Below are 20,290 nucleotides of genomic sequence, written 5' to 3' on the forward strand. Positions count from 1 at the left end.
CTCCTTCCTGCGACGGGGTTATTCAGCGTCCGCCTTGGTCGGCCGCGGAGAGTGACATTATTCTGGCAAGATCGTCCTGCGACAGGTACCTGAAGCTCTGGGGCGGCGTCAGACGTGCGCCAACCTCGGCCAAGCGGACCGGCTTGCTCAGCCGCGCCGCACGCGCCACTTTGATGGCTACGCCCTCACACGCCCCGGCGTAGTACTCGAAGAAGCGGCTGGCCGAGAGGCCGCTGACGGCACGATAGCGCCGCCACAGATGGACAGGGGAGGCGTACTCGATCGTCTCAACGGTGAACACGCCAGTGATGCCCTCCACGGGCTTGGTGCTGTATACGACCACATGGGAGACGTCCCTCCCAAAGCCGCGTCTCCGGAACTCGACCTTCTTCTGGCCTTGGAAGATGGCGTCGGCGTACCTCGGGTGTATCGACAGCAATATTACTGCGCCTGTGCGTGAGTGCGAAGCCATCGTGTGTCACCGCTCTTGATCTGCTGTATGGACTGAGGGGGGGCGCCCACTAGCCCGTGTTCAACCAACTGCTCGCACCGGATGGGCCGACGGATGTCGTGTGCGTGACGAAAGAGGATAGCAGTGACCGCCCTCGACGCCATGCACATGCTGCCGATCTCGGCATAGCTGTAGACCGTTCGCTTGCCAACGAACGCGGCTACCTCCTCTGGGCTGGTCGAGACCAGAGTCCGCTCTGCGACCCCGACAACCGTCAGTGCTTGCTGGTCTTGTGACCGGTAGAACAGCAGGATGTCGCCTGGCCTGATGTCGCGGCGGGTCGCCCTCGACAGATAGGCCTTGCGGATGCTGTTGCCATAGCTGTCCCCACCCGCCAGAAGCGGTCGCTCTGGTCCGGTGCCCGGGAATAGGGCCCTGTGATAGCGGGGCTGGATCGGTATTACCCATATGGCAGCGGAGTCCCAGGCCACGGCGAAGGGGCCGTACCTAACGTGATACTCGAAGGGATCTGAGGGCGTGCGACCCAGGTGTGGGACCAGATCCTTCGTGAACTCGTCCTCGCCTGTCCTCGCGCTGGTGGCGATGCGCTCAAAGCCGAACTGTAGCAGGAACCCTATCAGAGCCTCGTGTCTTGGGAATGCGGTGACGAATAGGCACTCGTAGCCGTTCTCATGGGCGTAGTCGAACACAGTCCTTAGCAGCAACTCACCGTACGCCAGGCCGGACCAGTCATCGGAGACCTTGAAGCTGCAGATCTTGAGCGTCTTCCGCGCCCGGAACCGCTCGTCGGCCTTCTCCTGGTTGACGATGCAGACCGCAGCGTATGCGTCTGCGTCTCGAGCCTGTATTACCCATGCCTGCCGGTGCTGGAGCTTGACCTTCCGTAACCACGCGTCGAACTCAGGATAGTCAGACCGGAAGCTGCCAAAGATCGGGTCGGCATCGTTGATGCTGAAGGCTTTGAGACTCGCCACGGCTGGCGGCGGAAGTGGCGCGCGGTCGAATAGACGGGCTACGAACTCAAGTGCTTCAGTCGACCGCAGAACGCGATCGGCCAGACCTATGCGCGCTGCCTTCCCGTGAATGCCGCCGTCATTCGTGACTAGGTAGTCAACCGCGTCGGCAACGACAGCGGCCAAGTGCTGGTCGTCAACCCAGTCATTCGACCCAGACGGCGGCGATCCTATGGTGCACGCCAGATTGGGGCCCACGACCGGCGGGGAACCCAGCGTGGGATACTTGCTGACTAGGCGCTCGCGAAGTGCCCGGCGTTGCCCATCGGCGTCACGCGCCAAGTCCTGGCGCACCGCTGGGTGGACGTAGACGTGGTGGCCAGACTGCTGGACCAGCCGGCAGAATTCGGTCACCTCTGGACGACCCGCTCTGAGTTCGTCCAGGTTCGTGGGGTCCAGCGGGATGAGGATGTTCGTGTCGAGCAGGAACTTCATGCCGCCATTCCGTCCCCTCTACGGAATCCACATGTTCACCGGCCTGATCGTGTCGTTGGGCAGCAGCATCTTGGCGTGGCCGTCGAGGAAGGCGCAGCCGCAGCGGTGGCTGTGGCGCGCGTCCAGGCGTGTGAGCCGGTGCGAGTAGTAGCTGGAGCCCATCGCTCTGGCCGAGGGCTTCATGTCAAAGAACAGGAGCAGGTCGGCGGTGCGGCTGATCGAGGACATGCTGTAGACAAACGGCTGGCTGGCGGTGTTGTAGGTCAGGCCGTAGTTAATGCCATAGCCGTGCGGGAGGTCGGTCGTGCCGCTGACCTGCTGCGGGCTGTGGTCCTCGGGGCACAGCACCAGCTCCTTGCTCTTCATGTTCGGCTCGAGGATGGCGCACCAGGTGAAGCTCCCGGCGCGGGCCGGCACGAGCGTGCGGTCGCAATCGTCGGAGTAGATCTTGTGAGCCATGACGAGCTGCCGCAGGTTGCTGGCGCACTTGGCCTTGCGGGCGGCCCGGGTGGCCGAGGTGAGGACCGGGAACAGGATGGCTGCCAGGACGGCGATGATGCCAATCACGACCAGCATTTCGACAAGCGTGAAGCCGGGACGCCTGGACATGGCACTCCCCCGTGCGGTAGGTTGGCCGCTCATTTCGCCGGCGGACAGCGAATGCCTGCGCGGGGGGCAGGAAGCGCCGGCCCGCCCAGGGAAGAGCCCCCCCATGACCTCTCGCGAACGCGTTGTGGCAGCCATCGCGCACCAGCCTGTAGACCACCCCCCGCACATCATTGACTTCACCGGTGACGCCCATACGAAGCTGCAGGAGCACCTGGGCGATCTGCCTGTCGCCGACTTTGTCGGCAACGACGTCCGGGACATCCCTGTGCCCTGGTGGCACTGGCATGAGCTGGGGCCGGACTGGGGTGGGCTACAGCCACCGACGTCCCGCCCGCAGGTGCTGGGCCGTGGCAACTACGAGGGCCTCGCCGACAACCTCAAGGCCTGGCGCCAGGAGAGCGACAAGTACTTCCTGGTGCGGCTGTACGGCATTCACTTCGAGAAGGGCTACTTCGCGCGGGGGTTCGAGAACTTCATGGCCGACCTGGGCGGGGCGAAGGACTGGGCCCGCGACCTGCTGCGCTGGATCATCGGCAAGAACCTGGTGATGATGGAGAACTTCCTGGCCCTGCCGGAGATAGACGGGGTGCTGCTGGGGAGTGATTGGGGCTCGCAGTGCGGGCTGCTGATGTCGCCGGACACATGGAACGATCTCATCCGCCCCGGCGAGCAGGCGATGTTCGATCTCGTGAAGTCCTACGGCAAGGACGTGTGGGTCCACTCGTGCGGCAACATCGAGCGGCTCATTCCCACGTTGATCGAGATGGGCCTGCAGGTGCTCAACCCGGTGCAGCCCGAGTGCATGGACCTCGCCCGGCTCAAGGCAGCCTATGGAGACCGCCTGGCCTTCTGGGGCGGGATCAGCACCCAGCAGACGCTGCCGTACGGGACGCCGGAGCAGGTGCGGGCAGAGGCGCGGCGGGTGCGGGATACGCTCGGGCCGGAGGGCTACGTCTTCTCGCCGTCCCAGAGCATCCAGGACGATGTGCCCATCGCGAACGTGCTGGCGCTGCTGGAAGTGGCGAACGAGATGCTGTAGGGGCGCGATTTATCGCGCCCAACGCTCGGGGGATATGGGCAACGGGCGCGATGAATCGCGCCCCTACCTCGCCCCCAGGTACTCCCGCCAGTTCAAGCCTCTCCCCCACTCCGCGGGCGCGACGTTCCCCTCGCCGACCGTCTGCATCTCCTGGCTGAAGCTGACCAGCCGCAACGTGTGCGTGGCCGGGTCGTAGAGCGCGCGAGCCTGGGCCACGCGCATGACCGCCCACAGCGGGACCATCAGCGCCTCCCGGTACAGGATGGGCGGCGCTATCATGTCCTCCGTCAGCCCCGGCCCCGTCTCCACCTTCAGGCTGTTGAGGCGCAGCACCAGTTGCTCGAAGGCTCCGGTCATCGTGAGCTTCTGGGCCTGCTGGCTCCACACCCACTTGACGCGCAGCGGCTCCAGCAGCGGCCGCACCGGGACCAGGAGCTGCCCTTCCATCTCCACCGGGTCCTCGGGCAGCACGGCGGGCTTGCCGTCCACGACCAGCTTGATCGGCGGCTGGAGCGGCTTGACTTCCAGGCGCCGGCCGTCGGCCAGGATGATCGCCCCGCCCTCGGGCCGCGGCTGCAGCCCCAGAAGCTGTGAGACCGTCACAAGCTGGTAGCCGCGCGCCTGCAGAGCCGGCACAGCGCGGCGGACCGCGGCCACGGTATGGGAGCGCGGGCCGCCGCCGTCGTGGCACAGGATGATGGCGCCGGGGCGGGCTCCGGACATGATGCGCGCGTAGATGGTGTCGGCGCCGGGCCGCCGCCAGTCGTTGGTATCGGCGGTCCACAGCACGGCGCGTAGCCCGGTCTGGGCGATGGCGGAACGGGCGCGGGCGTTGAGCGCGCCGTAGGGTGGGCGCATCAGGCGGACCCTTTGGTCGGTCAGGCCCTCCAGCGCGCTGCGGCAGCGGTTCAGATCGGCGATGGTGGCCCCGGAGGACGTACGCGCCAGGTTGGCGTGGGCCCAGGTGTGGACCGCCACCTCGTTGCTCTCGGCCACCGTGCGCCGGATCAGTTCCGGCCGCCCGTGAGCCTGGGCCCCGACTACGAAGAAGGTGGCGTGCGCCCCGTGTTTGGCGAGAATGTCGAGTATCTGCGCCGTGGCGGTAGGCCAGGGGCCGTCATCGAAGGTGAGAGCCAGCATCCGGGGCGTCTGGGGTGGGGTCGCCGCCGGCACGGTGGGCACGGCCGTCGCTGTCTCCAGCAGGGCCTGGCCGCTGAGCAGCCCCACCTGCAGCCGCTGCGAGCCCACGACGGCGGGGGGAAGGGTGCCGCTGGTCCCCGGCGGCGACAGAAGCCGAGTCTGCTCGCGCACCGGTTCGTACACGTTGGCGGCCGGAGCCACACAGAGCGAGTCGCCGCGACTCACCGCGGCGTCGAGCGCCAGGGGCTGTCCGCCCCGCAGCACCCGCGGGGGCAGGCCGCCGCCCTGGTGGAGCAGGCCACCCCGCAGGTGGAGCAGGTCGCCGGGCTCCGGGCGCACGCCGCCGGCGCGGAGAGCCTGGGCCGCTGTCGCCCCCCGGCCCACACGGCACGAGGCGTCCCCGACACTCAGCCGGATGGGCCGGGCGACGACCGTCAGGAGCGCGAGTACCAGCAGATAGCCGGCGAACGCCAAAACGACGCCTTCAAGGCGGCGAAGGCGTCGTCGAGATCGGGACACGGCGAAGGTGGTCGGGAGCGACGGTATGCTGTGTTCGAGGGCTGCCTTGCTCGGCATCCGGTCCGCCCGGCTACTTGGTGTTGACGAAGGCGCGATGTTGCGGCCGGTTCCAGTCAGTCTTCACACCGAAGATGTCCAGCATGGGCCTGATGGGCACGAAGGTGCGATTGTCGATGCGGTAGCTGGCGCGGCCGAGGCTGCGCTTCTCGCCGTTGACGTAGACGCGGGCGCTGCCGGGGACGACCCGCACCTTGACCCCGTTACGCTCCACCGTCAGGTAGCTGGCCGTCGGGCCCCAGACCATGCTGCCGCCGATGTGGCGCATCAGGTCGGTGAGTGTGATGTAGACACGGCCACCACTCATGAACCCGTGCTTCTCCAGATCCGCCTCACGGTTGTTGAAGAAGACGACTTCGCGCAGCATGACCTTGCGGCGGACCTTGGTGAAGGCTGCCTGGTCGCTTTTGCTCTGCTGCAGGATGATGTTGGCTGTGGCGTCATTGGCCACGTGCAGCGGCAAGTTGCCGCTACTGAAGGCCAGCCTCGTGCCGTCGAGAGCCTCCAGGCGGACGGCGTGTGTACCGTCAGAGAGCTTCGTGGTATCCACGGTCACCTCGGGCCGGGCATCGAAGCTGACGGTGAGGGGCTTGTCGTCAAGATAGTAGGTGGAGCTGAGGCCGGCGGTCAGGGCTTCGGCGGGGGACAGGGTGATACTGCCCTGTACGACCGCGCCCTCAGGGGTCCTCATCAGGGGAGCGACACTGGTGACCTGGAGGGCCAGGGCGCCCGCCCCGCCGAGCACGCAGGTGCCGGCCCAGGCCGTGCCCAACCCGCACGACACGAGGATGAGGCAGAGACAGACGTGACGTTGCCGCATGATCGTGACCTCTCGCGGCGGGCGACGCCGCAGGACATTACCGCCAACTCGCTGCGACGCTGGCAATATATCATAGGCGACAGCGCGAAGTCAAAAGACGGTTGTGGCGCCCTAGCGCCCGAAGATCATCCGGTTCAGGCCGATGAGGCCCAGCGCGGCCAGGAGCACGGCAGCGGTCAGCACCATGCTCAGCAGGATCGGCGGCCCGTGCAGGTCGGGCGGGGCCACGGCCTCGTCGAGAACCAGGAACTCGCCGACGCGCTTGCTCTGCTGCTCCTGGACGAGCGCCACCGCCAGGGACTGCTTGAGGGCGGCCAGCGCCTGGAACTGGACCTCCTCGTCCTGCTTGAGGACCGCGAAGTTGCGCGCGACCGGCGGCAGAGCAGCCAGCTCGCCCCGGGCGACGCCCAGGAGGGACGCGAGGCGAGAACCGCGGGCGCGGGCCCCGGCCAGCGTGACCTCCAGGTCCACAACCTGCCCCACGACCTTCTCGTACGTGGGATTGGCGCCCTGAGCCACTTCCTTGTGCACATCTTCCTTGAGCTGGGCAAGCTGCCGCTCGCAGGACTCCAGGGCGGTGCTGATCTGGACGACGTCACGGTTCTGGCGCGTCTTGCCCTGCGCCTCCTGCGTGGCCAGCTCGATCCGCAGGTCGGCGATCTTCTGCTCGACCTGCGCGATGATCGGGTTGCGCATCTCGACGACGCTGGAGACGCGCATGCTATCCACGCCGCGGAGCTGCCCCCGGGCCTTGGCTAGCGAGCTCTGGGCCTCGGCGATCTTGGCGCGAGCCTCGGCCTCGCCCTGCTCCAGGGCCTTGATGCGATCCGTCACCATGGCGGCCTTGGAGTCCGGGTCCAGCAGTGCGTGGCCCCGCTGCAGCCGCTCGATGCCTGTCTCGGCCTGGGCCAGTTGCCCCAGGACATGCCGCTCGGCACTCTCAATGAACTCGCGCTTCTTGCGCGCCTCGCTAACGCTCGTCTCCGTCACGTATTGCTGCAGCTCGATCAGGTAGTCATTGGCGAGGGCGGCGCACAGTTGCCGTGCCTCCTCGCGCTTGAGCACGCGACTCACGCTGGCGCGCAGCCTCGTATAGCCGCGACAGGTGACGGTGACGCTGAAACCCTCGGTGCCGATGGCGGCGATCTTGGCCATGCGCGCCAGGACCTCTTCAGCCTCGATGTCCGGGATGCGGAGGCGCTGGCCGAGCTGCTCTTTCCCGACCAGCTTGGCCCGCATCAGGCGGCTGGACAGGATGGCCTGCAGGCGCTCCTGGGTGGGCTTGAGCTTGCTCGTCTCGGTCTCGCCGGGGATGGCCGCGGAACTGCGCAGCATCGTGGACAGCAGCTCGGCGGGGTCGCTCACGAAGAACGAGCTGGTGGCGCTGTAGGTGCTCGGCCACAGCAACGCCACGAGGCCGCCGGCCAGCAGCCCGGCGGCGATGCTGACGGTCAGCACGCCCCACCAGGAGAACACGTTGAAGCTCTTGCTACGGTTGGCCCACGCCACGGTAATGATGCCTCGTTTTCGCGCCTTAGAAGACCAGAGCGGCCGTCGCGATGGTGATGATGCTGCGCAGCCACTGCTGCCACGAGTTTTCGGTGTGCACGGTCCGCACGATGTACGTGGTCGGCACCACGATGACGTCGCCGGGCTCGATGGCGTCCTTGAGCCCGATGGGGGCCGCCGCGCCGTTGGGGTGGATGACCACGAGACGCTTCTGGGCGGCGTCTTCGCGCAGCCCACCGGCCTCGGCGATGTACTGGCGGCACCGGTACGCCTCGACGTAGGGCACTGCGCCGGAGCGCGGCACCGCGCCCAGCACGGTGACGGTGTTCATGCGCCGCGGGACGACCAGGTTGTCGCCCGCCTCGAGCTCAATGTTGCCGGCCTTGCCGTTGCTGGCCAGCAACTCCTTGCCCGCCACCGGGATCGCCGTCACCATGTCCTCGGACCGCACCGGCCGCGGGGGCAGCACGATGCTGGCCGCGCCGGGGGAGATGAGTGTGGACAGGTTCTGGGCGATGGAGGTGCTCATGGCCGCCGCCTGCGTGCCCTGGCCTACCTGCATCGGCGCCTGACCGGACTCGCGGTTGGTGGCCGCCAGAATGCGGCTGAGGTCCTCGATCTGCGCCGGGTCGGTGGTCAGATCGCGATGGCGGTAGATGACCATGCCATTGGGGTTGGCATCGGGCAGCAGACCGCCGCTATCGCGCAGCAGGTCCATCACGGTGTAGGCGTGGTCGCGGTCGCGGCGCAGGGCGAAGCTGCCGGGGTGTTCCACGCGCCCTTGCAGCACCACCACGTCGGCCTGCCCCTGGAACTCGCCACGACCGATGATCGAGACGCTGTCGCCTTCGCCCAGCGCCATGTCCGGCTCGATCCGGAAGGCGTCGGGGGTGCCCGTCAGCGCCAGGCGTACGGGCTGGGGCATGCCCTCGAAGCGTCCGGGAATCACCTCGACGTCCGGCCCGGCGCCCGGCTTGAGGCCCCCGGCGGCAAAGATCAGGTCGCTGACCTTCATGCCCTCGCGGCGGGGGTACTTACCCGGGCGACGCACATAGCCGGTGATCTGCACTTCGGGAGCGGGCAGCGCATCGGCCTGGGTGGCGATCTTCAGGATGTCCCCGCGCGCCAACTCCAGGTCCCTGGCCCCGTCGCCCTGCAACGCCGCCTTCAGGTCCACGGCGATGATCTGGTAGGACTGGTCCGGGGTCAGGCGCAGCAGGTCCGCCCGGCCCAGGTAGGCTTCAGGGAGCACGTCACCCGCCAGTAGCACCAGTTGGCTGACCCGCATCTTGATGGCGAAGGGATAGGTGCCCGGGTGGGCCACCGCCCCGTCAATCTTGATCTCCTGCGCCGGCTCGACGGCCTGCTGGGCCAGGATCTCGACCTCGTCCTTGGGCTGCAGCGGGATCGGGGTTGGGTTGTCGCCATACATCTGCTCGGAGACATTGAACGGGATGAGCGTGTAGTGGCGGTCGTAGTCCATGCGGCGCAGCAGACCGGTGGCCATGTGGGCATTCCACGCCAGGCCCTCGGCCGACCGCAGCAAGCTGGAGACGGTCGCATCGGGCGTCCACGGGTAGTAGCCCGGCCGCTTGACGGCGCCCATCAGCTCAATCGTGTTGTCCCCGCGCGCGAGGATGCTCTTGACGATCAGCAGATCGCCGTCCTGCAGCGGCCGCTTCAGGGCGGCGCCGTTGGGGTCGCCGCAGTCCAGCGTGCTCAGGATCCAGTCCGCGCGCTTCTCGCCGCGCCACAGGTGCACCAGCGGCGCGTACGCGCTGGGCTTCATCCCTCCGGCCAGTGCGAGCGCCTGGCCGACGGTCAGCGCGTCCTTGACTTCGTAGCGGGCCGGGCGGCGCACTTCGCCGATCAGGCCCACCTCGGCGCTGACGGGGGGGATGAAGAGGCTGTCGCCGGGCGCCAGCACGACATCAGCCTCGCGCTGGCCGGTCAGCAGGTAGTCGTACAGGTCAATCTCCACAGCGGCGCGGCCCACGCGGTTCAGGCGGATCTTGCGGTACGAGCCGATCTCCGACGGCCCGCCGGCGGCGTACAGCGCCGACAGCACGGTCGCCATGCCGGCCAGTGTGTACTTCCCCGGCCGTGTCGCGTCGCCGGTGACGAACACCTCGATGGTGCGCTGCTCGGACACAACCAGCGTCACCTTCGGGTCGGTGAAGAAGCGGGTGTACTGCTGGGCGAGGGTCTGGCGGAGTTGCTCGATCGTCTGCCCGGACGCCGTGACCCGCCCGACCTGCGGCAGGATCACGAAACCTTCCGGGGTGATGGTCACCGTCTGCTTGACCTGCTCGAAGTCCCGCGCCCACACACTCAGGTCGAGCGTGTCGCCGGGGCCGAGCAGGTAGTTGGGTGGAACGGGAAGATTGGCGACCGGCGTGGTGGCGGCGCGGTTCATCGCGCCCTGCCGCGGGGTCCCCGCCGGCGGGGCCGGCACCACGCCCTGGTCGGTAGCAGTAACCGTAGTGAACAGACTGGCGCCGAAGCGCGGCAAGCCCTCGAACAGGACCTGCGGAGACTTGGCCTGCTCGGGCCGTTCCGGCTCGGCGGCCACCGGCGGCGGAGGCGGCTCGACCGGCGCCGGGGGCTGGGCGTGCAGGACGGTGCAGACGAGCAGGAGGGGGACGAGCCACGACATGAACTTGGGCATAAGCCTACGCTCCCCGACGCTGTCACGACCACGCCGGATGGGATGCATCTCCTGGGCCTGATATGCAACTTCGGCAGGCAGAGTGCGAATCCTTCTGCTGTTTTTGTGGCGGACCGACAAAAGCAAAGCCCGCCGCCGGGAGGCCTCGGGCGTGCGGGCATGGATGGGTCGGCTTGTCAAGCGGCTGGACGACCGGCGCATTATACATGTCTTGGCGCGGTTGTACAACCAGGGCGGACACCAGAACGTGTCCACGGACCGTTCAGAGAGCGACAAAGGGGTAGTGCGGGCTTCCAGCCCGCCCCGGGCTGGCCTACTGCTTGGGCCACGTGAGCACCACTCCCGGCTGCCCGCCGACCTGCTGGCGAGTGACGGTGAGGTCCAGCACCGCCCCGGTGGGGTCCTGGCGACGGTACTCACCGTTCGCGTCCGCCGGGTCGGCCAGGATATGCGTGAGCGGCCCCAGCATGAACAGGGGCATCCTCATCACACGCTCCCACTGGTTCGGGCCCCTCTGGTACCAGACCGTCGTGTAGCCCTCCTCGTCCAGCCCGGCCATGACCCCATCTGCGCCTTCCCGCAGCGCCTTGCCAAAGATGGTATTGAGCATGCGGTCGCGGACGTCGCCCTCCAGCGGCCCGGCGTCGCGCAGGTAGGCTTCCTCCGCGGGGAGCGGACGAGGCGTCACGACGACCAGCGGGTCCAGCAAGCGCTGTGGACCGAACTCGACACCCTCGGCGCTGAAGGTCAGGACATCGTTGCCCACGCCACGCAGCAACATGCTCTCGCCCGCCGCCACGCGGACTTGCGTTTCCCGGTCGGCGAGCCACCGCCCCTCCTCCGCCATCTTGTCGGGCCTGTCTCCGACGGCGCGCCCGGCGTAGAAGGCCGTCTGCCCCAGCAGCGTGAGGCTATCGTCCGCGTTGCGGCGCGGGGTGAGGGTGAGACGCAGGACGCGGACGCGCGTGAGCAGGTCAGGTGGCCCGTTCTCCGCGCGGCGCGCGTAGTACGGCATGGCCTCGACGAACGTCATGGCGGTGCTGGCGTTGTTGCCGACCGTCACGGACGCCGTCAGCGGGGCCGAGTTGGTTGCGGGGTCGGCCAGCAGCTTCGTGCTGTCACCGTGGGCGAAGTAGAGCCGCAGCCGCTCATCCTCCCGGTCGTCGGCGCGGCAGCTCCAGTCCACGCCCGGCAGCTTCGCGGCGCGCGCCGGTTCGAGTGAGAGAACGCTCACCTCCAGCCCCAGTCGCACGGTCGGCTTGTCGAGCAGGCCCATGATCTCCCGCAGCTTGCCGATGGCTTCCTCGGTGCCGGTGACCTTCAGCGAATTGCGCCACAGGAGTGCCGTCGGTGGGCCGGCGAGGCCGGTGGGCAGCATCTTGCCCAGTCCTGCCCCGGCGGCGGACGGCGGCGGCGCAGGGCTGACCTCGACGAAGCTCTGCCAGTGCCAGGCCGTACGCGACACATCCGCAACGGCTTGGATCGCGTAGCGCAGGGCGACCTGCTCGAGGGGTTCGGGGGCAGGCGGAGGGGCAGGCGGTCCGCCGGAGGCGAACAGGGCGGCGATCTCGATGGCGCTCTGGTGCCACAGGGGTATCTCCCGCGTGACCTGTTCCTGCGCAGTGACGAACGAGACCGCGGACAACAGGAGTGAGGTGAGCAGCAGCGGCCGAGCCATGGCAGAACCCTCCCGGGGGCTACTTCGCGGCGTGCCGACGCTGCTACCAACACCCGCCGGGACGATTGGTTCCGCATCAGAGCGGGGTGTCGCCGGAGGCGGTGCGGTGTTACGCTGCGCGTGACACCCGCACTGCCGCTGCCGCCCTACTCCCTAATCAGCCGCCGGATGACCCCGCACGCCTCCACCAGCCGCTCCTGCATAGCCCCGTTCAGCGGCACCGTGTCGCGGAAGATCAACTCGACAAAGTTGCCCTGTGTCAGTTCCAGGCTCTCGCGGATCGTGGCCGCGAAGTCGGCCGGGGCGAAGGTCGGCCCGCACAGCTTCATCGGGTGCGGCTTGCGTGACAACACGACACTCCGGCCTGCCGAGGCCGCGATGCTTGCCACATCACACCAGGGCGACACCGTCACCTTGCGCAGGTTGTGGAACTGCTTCAGCGTCGGCCAGAAGTGGTGCACCGGCTCGCAGCAGCCGTAGTTGATGAGCCCGTAGCGGTCGCCGACGCGCCGCTGGTAGGGGTGGATGAACTCCGCGTACATCTGCGGCGACAGCCCCACCGCCTCCTGCGCCTCGATGAACCCCCAGGTGTCGGACAGCAGCACCTGCTCCCCCGGCGCAATCTCTCGCCGGGGCAGTTCGTCCGAATACACGCAACTCCCGGACCCGCAGTCCAACTCGCGGCCGTTGGGGGTGAGCAGGCCCTCGGCCTCTTGCCAGGTCGCGTAGCGCTCGGCATCGTCGGCCAGGAAGGTGAAGAAGGCGTGGACGTTGTCGGGCTGGTCGAGCATGTTCATGTAGAAGTTGTCCATGCCCATCAGGTGCACCGCCTGCCCGGCCATACCGGTGCCCGCGGCCAGCGAGGCGTGGCCGTTGACGATCTCGACCGGGAGCAGGTCGCCAAACAGCCCCTCCGCCTGCTCGGCCCGCTGCCACGTCGCCTCGCGGTTGACGCCGAACTCCGTGGGGCGCAGCTTCTTCAGGCCCGGCTCCAGATCGGCCAGCGGGGTGTTGGTCTCATAGCCCAGGTCGCGGCCCCGGTGGTCGGGCACGCGGCGGATCTGCAACTCGGGGCACACCGAGGTGCGGCCGATGGCCCAGGGCACCCAGAAGCCAGCCGGGAACACGCGGTCATCGGGGATGAGACGCAGGTTGGTCAGGCAGCGCAGGAAGTGGGCCTCGCAGCCGCGCTCGAACTCACCCTCGCACTCCGTCGGCGGGGTCAGGTCGGCAAAGAACGTACCGTTGTCCTCGATGTGGAAGGGCACGGTCCGCTCGATGAGTCGATTGGACAGCCGCCACTTCTCGCGGCGGCGAGCCATGTCGTCGCTGTTGACCAGCTCGGCATACTCGGTGGCCAGCGTGCGGACGCGGTTGCGGTCGGTGGGGGTGGTCATGAGGGCTCCTGGGCGGCCAGCGAATGGCGCGTCATTCGCTACGCCGCCGCAGCCAACCTGCAGGGCGGCAAGGCGGATCAGGCAGGTGCGTGCTCATGCCCGGAGAACAGATAGCAGTTCACCTCCTGTGGCCAAAGGTGCATCCGGACATGCCCACCATCACCTACCTGCGCGCGATGAACCGTGCCCTGCATGAAGAGATGGCCCGCGATGAGCGCGTCTTCGTCATCGGTGAGGACGTGGCCGACGTCGGTGGCGTGTGGGGGGTGCAGAAGGGGCTGCTCAAGCAGTTCGGGCGTAAGCGCGTGCGGCAGACGCCGATCTCCGAGTGTGGCTTCACCGGCCTGGCCGTCGGCGCGGCCATGACCGGCCTGCGGCCTGTCGTTGAGATCATGTACAACGACTTCATCACCACCTGCATGGACATGGTGGTCAACCAGGCCGCCAAGCTGCGCACCATGTCCGGCGGGCAGCTCCGGGTGCCGCTGGTCGTTCACACCCCCGGCGGCGGGGGAACCTGCGAGGCCGCCCAGCACTCCCAGTGCCTCGAAGCCTGGTTCGCCCATGTCCCGGGCCTCAAGGTCGTCGTCCCCAGCACACCCTATGACGCCTACGGGCTGCTCAAGACCGCCATCCGCGATGACAACCCCGTGTACTACATGGAGCACCGGCTGTTGTACGACATGAAGGGCGAAGTGCCCAGAGGGGAGTTCACGATCCCCTTCGGGCAGGCGGACGTGAAGCGCGAGGGGACCGACCTGACGGTCGTGGCGACCCTAAACATGGTGCACAAGGCGCTGGCGGTGGCGGAGAGGGTGGCGGATGATGTATCCGTCGAGGTCATTGACCCGCGCACGCTCATCCCGCTGGATGAGGAGACCATCCTGAACTCGGCGCGCAAGACGGGGCGGCTGCTGGTGGTGCAGGAGGCGTGCCTGTGCGGGGGGTTCGGCAGCGAGATCGTGCGGCGAGTGACGGAGCAGGCCTTCGCCGCGCTCAAAGCCCCGCCGCGGGTGCTGGGGAGCCTCGACCTGCCGATGCCCTTCAGCCCGCCGCTGGAGCGAGCCGTGATCCCCGATGAAACGGACATCGAGGCGGCCGTGCGGGCAATGGTCTAGCGTACGGGGTGGGTGCCGAGGTAGTCGCCGTCCCTCCCGGCCGCGACGTTCCTCTGGCTGAAGGTGGCGGGGGTGCCCTGCTCCACGCGACCGTCACAGTACCCGACCGAGACCCACGGCCCCAGTTCCCCACGATAGCCCAACCGGTGGCGATAAGCGAGCTGGCCGCCGCTGGCCTCGTAGGTCATCACCGCACAACTCGGCGCGTCAATGCTGTCGTGCTTCACCCCGGCCCATACGGGGCAGTAGGCATAGCCCGGCATCACCCGCTGCGGGTCGGCGGGGCAGACCAGGTTCGCCCGGGTGAGCGGCGGAGTGCCGAGGAGACCCTCCGGGAGGGCCGACACGGGGGGCATGGTGTCGCCGTGGTCGGCGACGTACTGCAGGACGGCCATACCCAGCAACTGGACATTGGCGACACAGACCTGCGTACGGCCGATGTCCTGCTGCCGCTGCTGGAGGGGGATCGCCCACAGGGCGATCAGCACCATGGCGCCCACGATTGCCCACGTCGGCCAGCGTCGCATGTCGGCTACAGCTCCTTCGCTGCCCGGTCCATGACCGTCCGCATCGCTGCCAGCTTGTCCTCCCGCCCGTCGGGCTTGACGTACTGCGCCTGCAACTCCGCCACCTGCGCCCGGGCCTTCGCGACCATCGCGGCGTCGTCCGCGGCCCCGTTCCACCCTCGCCGCTCGATGAGCTGCGGCATGAACAGGCACTCGCGGAAGCGCCGGGCCGTGTGCATCGTCTCCAGGTAGCTGTCCGTCATTCCCAGGTCCACCGCGACTATGTCATCCAGAACAATGTTGGCCGCGCTGGGGTCCACCCGGCGCTCGTACTGGCGCAGGCCGTCCACAAAGTCACGCTCCAGCGCCAGTTGCACCAGCGAGAGCGTCTTGCCGCATTCGAGCATGCCATCGCCAACGCCGGGGTGCCGACCGGTGAAGGCCGCGACGGTCATCGCCTTGTAGTGCTTCTCGAAGAGCGCGGCCAGGCCGGGAGCCTTGGCGTCGCAGTACTCGCCGCTGCCGGGCGGGAAGTTCACGCCCGTCCAGCGGCGGATGAACTCATTGACCGCGAAGGCGTGGTACATCGCGTCATAGGTCGAGTAGCTGACGTCGCCGGTCTTCATGTCCACGGTGCCGGCCCACATGGAGCCCCCGAGGCTGACCGCGGGGTTGATGACCCGCCCGCAGATCCACACCGACACGATCTCGGCCGCCGCCACCGTGATGAAGCCCTCCACGGTCACGGGAGTCGAGACCCCGACGACAGGCATGGCCGTGATGCCGATGCTGCCGCCGGCCTTGGCCTGCCGCACCAGCCGGTCCACGACGTCCCGATCCAGTCGCAGCGGGTGAGCGAAGCACAGCGCGCCCCAGACCCACAGGTCGCCCACGCCCAGGATCTCCGCCATCTCGATGAGGTAGTCAATCTGGCGCACGTTCCAGGGGTAGACGCCATGGGGGTGGGTGGCGTACTCGGCCAGCAGGAGCGCGGCGTTGAGCGGCTCGAGCAGGGGCGGCACATCGGTCGAGAGCAGACAATGGCCGACGCCCTGGTCGCCATGGACGACCTCGCCCAACCGGATGCACTCGACGAAGTCCCGCGTGTTGCCGCTGCGCCTGTCGCCGGTGTGTGGGTCCAGGCAGAACTGGGCGATCTGGGTGCCCAGGCCGGGCTTCGCCGGGGCGCGGAAAGGCTGGCCGCCGAGCTGATCGTGACGCTCGCGACGGAACTGCGCCACATACTCGGCGACCATCTGCTGCGGGAAGCGCACGCGCTGGGCGGCGAAGTCCACCCGCGCCCCGGCGCGGTCTAGCAGGCCCAGCAGTTCGTCATTCTGGCACAGGATGCCGACCCGTTCGAGGGTCGCCATCACCGCCGTGGCCAGGGGCTCGACATCCTCATCGCGGATCAGGAACTGCTGGAGCATGGCGGCGCCTCCGAGCATGAGATGCAGGCCCTTTCGCCGCGTGCAAAGCGGTTCCTGCGCGGAAGGTCCCGGGGCGAGGGGTGGGAATAGAGGGGACGAAGGGAGACCAACACATGCTCGACTTGCGCGCCTTGACCACCCCGCCCGCCGACTATGACCTTGCCAGCCATCCGCTGCCGCCGCTGCCCCTCGGGCCGACGCTCGAGGACTGGCAGGCCCAGCGCCAGGTGCTGCTGCAGACGTGGCTGGACTACCTCGGCCACGGGCCGGAGGTCGTGCCCCTCGACCCCGTGACCAAGTACAGCGAGGACCTCGGCGCGATCACCCGGACTCTCGTGACCTACCAGGTCGAGGAGGGCTGTCGCGTCTATGCCTACGTGGTGCGGCCCCAGGGCGACGGGCCCTTCCCCGGGGTGGTTGTCTTCCATCCCACGACCGATCAGACGATCCTGCAGCCGGTGGGGCTGGCCGAGCCACCCGAGAAGCACTTCGCCCTGCGCCTGGCCGAGCGGGGCTATGTGACCGTTTCGCCCTGCAACGTCCTCTGGGACTACCGGGGCCGCCCCGGCGCCCACCCCGACTTCGGGGTCTTCACCCGCCTGACCGAAGACGTGCTGCTGGCACGCTACCCGCACTGGACCGGCATGGGGAAGATGCTATGGGACGGGCTGCGAGCGACGGACTATCTGTTGACGCTGCCGGGGGTGGACCCGGAGCGCCTCGGCTGTGTCGGGCACTCGCTGGGGGCCAAGGAAGTCCTGTACGCGATGGCCTTCGATGAGCGCATGAAGGCCGGGGTATCCAGCGAGGGCGGCATCGGACTGCCGTTCACGAACTGGACCGCGCCGTGGTACCTGGGCGAGGGGGTCAAGCAGCGGTCGGACCTGGAGCATCACCAACTGCTCGCGTTGGCGGCGCCGCGGGCGCTGCTGGTGCTGGGCGGAGGCGCCCAGCCACCGGCCCCGGATGCCCGGCGCGGCGCTGCGGACTTCGTCCAGGACTGGAGCTATCTGGAAGCAGCCCGCCCGGCGTACGCGCTGCATGGCCAGGCGCAGAACCTGGGCCTGTTCCTGCACGATGCGGGCCACTGGGTGCCCGAGCCCGCGCAGGAGGCGCTGTACGGGTGGTTTGAGGCGCACCTGGGGACGAGGTGAGCCCCTACCAACTGATCACGAACTCCGCCACCACCCGCCGCACCGCCTCCGTCGCGTCATAGCGCACGTGCAGGAACGGCTTGAAGCCGCTGCCGCTGGCATACGACCACACCACCGGCGTCTTCGCCACCCGCGCGGCGAGGGGCAGGTCGGTCGTCTGCGGCGTGACGCGCGCCTGGCGCTCGGTCCCGAACACCCCGGTCAGCCCCTCCAGCACCACCCCGTACTCCTCCTTGCCCTGGAACAGCCAACTGAGCCGCCGCGGCTCGTCCAACACTACCGTATCGCGGACCGTGATCCGCTCTGGCGCGATCAGGAAGTCGCGCGTGTAGTGCGCCAGGCCCAACTCATCCGGATAGCCAGGGGTGAGCCACAGCCGCACGAAGCCTGTCTGCGTGACCTCGTCCCACCGCACGGTCTGAACCTGCTCGCCCCGGTGCAGCTTCGAGGGGATGGACATCGGGTAGCCGATGTCACCGACCTGGCCCTGGCCGTCTATGAGCAGGCACGAGCGCAGCGCCGTCTGCAGCTTGTAGCCGCCGTCGGGGCTGCACAGCACGGGCACATCATCGAGGTAGAACATGAAGTGGCCGGAAGCGGGGGCGATGCCGAGACGGTCGCAGGCGCAGAGCGAGGCCAGGTAGGAGTTCCAGCCGGAGGCCGGCCCGCACTGGAGAGTTAGGGCCACCCGGCGGGCGTCGTCGCGGTAGTGGACCAGGCCCGAATCCGGATATGTCTGCAGTGGGGGCGGCGGTGCGGGAGGCGTGGCCGCCACGGATGGGTCATAGCTCATCAGACCCGCCACCGCGCTCTGGTAGTATGCGTAGAGCTGTGTGCCGTGGTAGAACTCCCCGGTGTCGAGCTGGAGGAGTTGCTGCTGCAGCCACGCCGCGCGCCCGTCGCGGAACTTGCTCGCCGCCTGGTTGAGGAAGTGCGCGGCCCCGATGAAGCGCGACAGGTCGTTGCCGAAGCGCAGGACCTGGCGCGAGGGGCTCAGCAGGTTGACCATGAAGTCAATGATCGGCCGGAACTGGGGCCGGTCCAGCACGTCCTCGCCGGTCAACGCCAGCAGGGCCTCGCGGTACTGGCTCGTCTCCTCCAGGTACAGGTACTGGTGGTAGTGGGAGCTGAGGGGGATGACGCCATCGCGGGGCATCGCGCCCCACGAGCGCTCGACGCGCGGCAGCACCCACCGGCACCACAGGTCGGCTTCGGGTAGCACGCCCAGCAGATGCAGGGCCGCCACGCCGAAGCCGGCGAGGGACTTCTTGCCGTGGTCCTGGCTGATCGAGCCGCCCCAGTAGTCGCGGTTCAGCAGCGCCAGCTCGAAGAAGATCTGCCCGTGGACGCGGAGCTTGTCCAGCAGCCGCGCCCGCCGCTCCTCGCCCAGTTCGTCACCCAGCGCATGGTACGCCCAGGCGAGCGCCCGCAGGCAGCTCATGGCCCCCATGTCGCCATTGTGGCTGTAGCCCTCCGGGTTGGGGTTGCCCCACGCCGGGCGGCCGATGATCTCGTCCACCGTCGCGAGGGCCTCGTCGAGTGCGTCGGGGATGGCCCCCAGACGCCAGGCAGCGATCCACATGAGCAGATCATCCGCCCCGTGCCCGCGGTGGGCCGACAGCCACTCAAAGGTCCGGCGCAAGGGCTCGCGGTAGAGAGCGTGGGTGGTGTCGAGAGCGGCCCTGAGGCGTTCCCAGTATTCAGGTCTGGCCCATGCGGCGGCGGGGGGAGTGTACGCGCGCCCACGCGGGACTTCGGGCAGCAGCGCGTCCTCCGGCTCCACCTCCAGCACCGCCGACACCCACCGCAGCCCCGACCGGTCGTAGGCCGGCGGGGCCCCGGGGTTCTGGAAGACGTGGGCATTGCTCGCGCTCTGCCGGTCTTCCAGCGAGGGCTGCACGTACTGCTCGGGGCGGTAGGGCGTGAGTTCCACGGTGGTCGGCCCGTCGGCGACGAAGCTGAACTTGCCGCGGAAGCGCTGGTGCGCGATGTCTTCCAGCGACACGCGCTCGAAGAACCACAGGCCGATCCGGCGGCCATTGAGCGCGACCCAGTAGGCAGGCACCAGCGGGATGGCGCCGAAGTTGATCGAGAAGTCCCACGGCCCGGTGCGCTCGTGCTCGTTGTGGTACTTGCTCAGCGTCTCGTAGAGCTGCTCCCAGTCGAAGTCCCGGGCGTCCATGACGACCGAGAACAGGTAGAGACCGGGCGCGGCGTCCAGGCAGAAGGAGATCGTCTCGCCCACGGTGAGCGGGAGGGACGTCAGGCCGTCTACGGTGCAGACGGCGTGGTCGAGGCCGATCGGGTCCATTCGAGGCATCCTGTGTGGCGTGATGGGCGGGGAGTTCGCCAGGCGCCCAGAGCCGCCCTGCCGCCACAGGAGAGTTCGGGGGAGATGCCGAAGGGAGAGGCGGCAAGGGCGAGTGTGCGACAGGTTGAGTCGCGCCTCCGGCGCTCAGACCGAACGGCCCCAAGAGGAGGGAAGGGGCCGCCGGTGTGACGGGGGCTTCCGCCCCCGCCTAGACTGAGCCGGCCCTCCGGGCCTCAACGACAGCGGCCCCCGAGGCCTCGCGGGTCCCCCATCTGGTGAGGACGGCGGGACCATCGGCATCGGAGTGGCGGTCGGTTCGGGGGGGGCCGTCAGCGCCGGAGGCGCGACTCAACATAGGCGGGGGCGGAAGCCCCCGTCACAGCGGCGTCCTCCCCTCCCCGTGGTGCGGGAGCCC

The 20,290-nt window shown here is 68.4% G+C and carries 15 protein-coding genes; 3 read left to right on the forward strand and 12 right to left on the reverse strand.

Annotated features, from left to right (window positions below; translation table 11 throughout):
• Window positions 1–22: 22 nt before the first annotated feature.
• Genes LLH23_10945 through LLH23_10955 form a run of 3 tightly spaced genes read right to left on the reverse strand, consistent with a single transcriptional unit; the run spans window position 23 to window position 2,529 of the window.
• Window positions 23–439, reverse strand: a complete 417-nt coding sequence (locus tag LLH23_10945; protein ID MCE5238997.1) for an ASCH domain-containing protein — start codon at window positions 437–439, stop codon at window positions 23–25.
• Between the two features lie 2 nt (window positions 440–441).
• Window positions 442–1,920, reverse strand: a complete 1,479-nt coding sequence (locus tag LLH23_10950) for a hypothetical protein (protein MCE5238998.1) — start codon at window positions 1,918–1,920, stop codon at window positions 442–444.
• Between the two features lie 18 nt (window positions 1,921–1,938).
• On the reverse strand, window positions 1,939–2,529 hold the full coding sequence (locus LLH23_10955; protein ID MCE5238999.1) for a type II secretion system GspH family protein: 591 nt from the start codon (window positions 2,527–2,529) through the stop codon (window positions 1,939–1,941).
• A gap of 103 nt (window positions 2,530–2,632) precedes the next feature.
• Between LLH23_10955 and LLH23_10960 the strand changes: the two genes are divergently transcribed.
• Window positions 2,633–3,568 (forward strand): hypothetical protein, encoded by a 936-nt coding sequence (locus LLH23_10960; GenBank protein ID MCE5239000.1) that lies wholly within the window; start codon window positions 2,633–2,635, stop codon window positions 3,566–3,568.
• A gap of 63 nt (window positions 3,569–3,631) precedes the next feature.
• On the opposite strand, the gene LLH23_10965 is transcribed toward LLH23_10960, so the two are convergent.
• From LLH23_10965 to LLH23_10990, 6 genes are all read right to left on the reverse strand, one after another.
• Complete coding sequence (locus LLH23_10965) at window positions 3,632–5,182, reverse strand: polysaccharide deacetylase family protein (GenBank protein ID MCE5239001.1); 1,551 nt, start codon at window positions 5,180–5,182, stop codon at window positions 3,632–3,634.
• Window positions 5,183–5,297: 115 nt separating this feature from the next.
• Window positions 5,298–6,104 (reverse strand): copper amine oxidase N-terminal domain-containing protein, encoded by an 807-nt coding sequence (locus LLH23_10970; GenBank protein ID MCE5239002.1) that lies wholly within the window; start codon window positions 6,102–6,104, stop codon window positions 5,298–5,300.
• Between the two features lie 111 nt (window positions 6,105–6,215).
• Window positions 6,216–7,613, reverse strand: coding sequence for a hypothetical protein (locus LLH23_10975; protein ID MCE5239003.1), 1,398 nt, complete (start codon window positions 7,611–7,613; stop codon window positions 6,216–6,218).
• 25 nt (window positions 7,614–7,638) lie between these two features.
• Window positions 7,639–10,281 (reverse strand): SLBB domain-containing protein, encoded by a 2,643-nt coding sequence (locus LLH23_10980; protein ID MCE5239004.1) that lies wholly within the window; start codon window positions 10,279–10,281, stop codon window positions 7,639–7,641.
• 313 nt (window positions 10,282–10,594) lie between these two features.
• Window positions 10,595–11,959, reverse strand: a complete 1,365-nt coding sequence (locus LLH23_10985) for a hypothetical protein (GenBank protein MCE5239005.1) — start codon at window positions 11,957–11,959, stop codon at window positions 10,595–10,597.
• A 146-nt stretch (window positions 11,960–12,105) separates the two neighbouring features.
• Window positions 12,106–13,356, reverse strand: coding sequence for a hypothetical protein (locus tag LLH23_10990; protein ID MCE5239006.1), 1,251 nt, complete (start codon window positions 13,354–13,356; stop codon window positions 12,106–12,108).
• 149 nt (window positions 13,357–13,505) lie between these two features.
• Here LLH23_10990 and LLH23_10995 point away from each other — a divergent pair, with 149 nt between their 5' ends.
• On the forward strand, window positions 13,506–14,474 hold the full coding sequence (locus LLH23_10995; protein ID MCE5239007.1) for an alpha-ketoacid dehydrogenase subunit beta: 969 nt from the start codon (window positions 13,506–13,508) through the stop codon (window positions 14,472–14,474).
• On the opposite strand, the gene LLH23_11000 is transcribed toward LLH23_10995, so the two are convergent.
• A complete protein-coding gene (locus LLH23_11000) occupies window positions 14,471–15,001 on the reverse strand; it encodes a hypothetical protein (GenBank protein MCE5239008.1) in 531 nt (176 codons plus the stop codon). The genes LLH23_10995 and LLH23_11000 overlap by 4 nt on opposite strands.
• Before the next feature lie 5 nt (window positions 15,002–15,006).
• Window positions 15,007–16,410, reverse strand: coding sequence for a trimethylamine methyltransferase family protein (locus LLH23_11005; GenBank protein ID MCE5239009.1), 1,404 nt, complete (start codon window positions 16,408–16,410; stop codon window positions 15,007–15,009).
• 113 nt (window positions 16,411–16,523) lie between these two features.
• On the opposite strand from LLH23_11005, the gene LLH23_11010 reads away from it, so the two are divergent.
• The gene (locus tag LLH23_11010; protein MCE5239010.1) at window positions 16,524–17,564 is read left to right on the forward strand and encodes a dienelactone hydrolase; all 1,041 of its coding nucleotides are present in this window, start codon (window positions 16,524–16,526) and stop codon (window positions 17,562–17,564) included.
• A 4-nt stretch (window positions 17,565–17,568) separates the two neighbouring features.
• On the opposite strand, the gene LLH23_11015 is transcribed toward LLH23_11010, so the two are convergent.
• Window positions 17,569–19,875: a hypothetical protein gene (locus LLH23_11015; protein MCE5239011.1), complete on the reverse strand. Its 2,307-nt coding sequence runs from the start codon at window positions 19,873–19,875 to the stop codon at window positions 17,569–17,571.
• Window positions 19,876–20,290: the final 415 nt, after the last annotated feature.

Source organism: bacterium, from assembly GCA_021372615.1.
In the GTDB taxonomy this organism is placed as follows: Bacteria; Armatimonadota; Zipacnadia; order Zipacnadales; family UBA11051; genus JAJFUB01.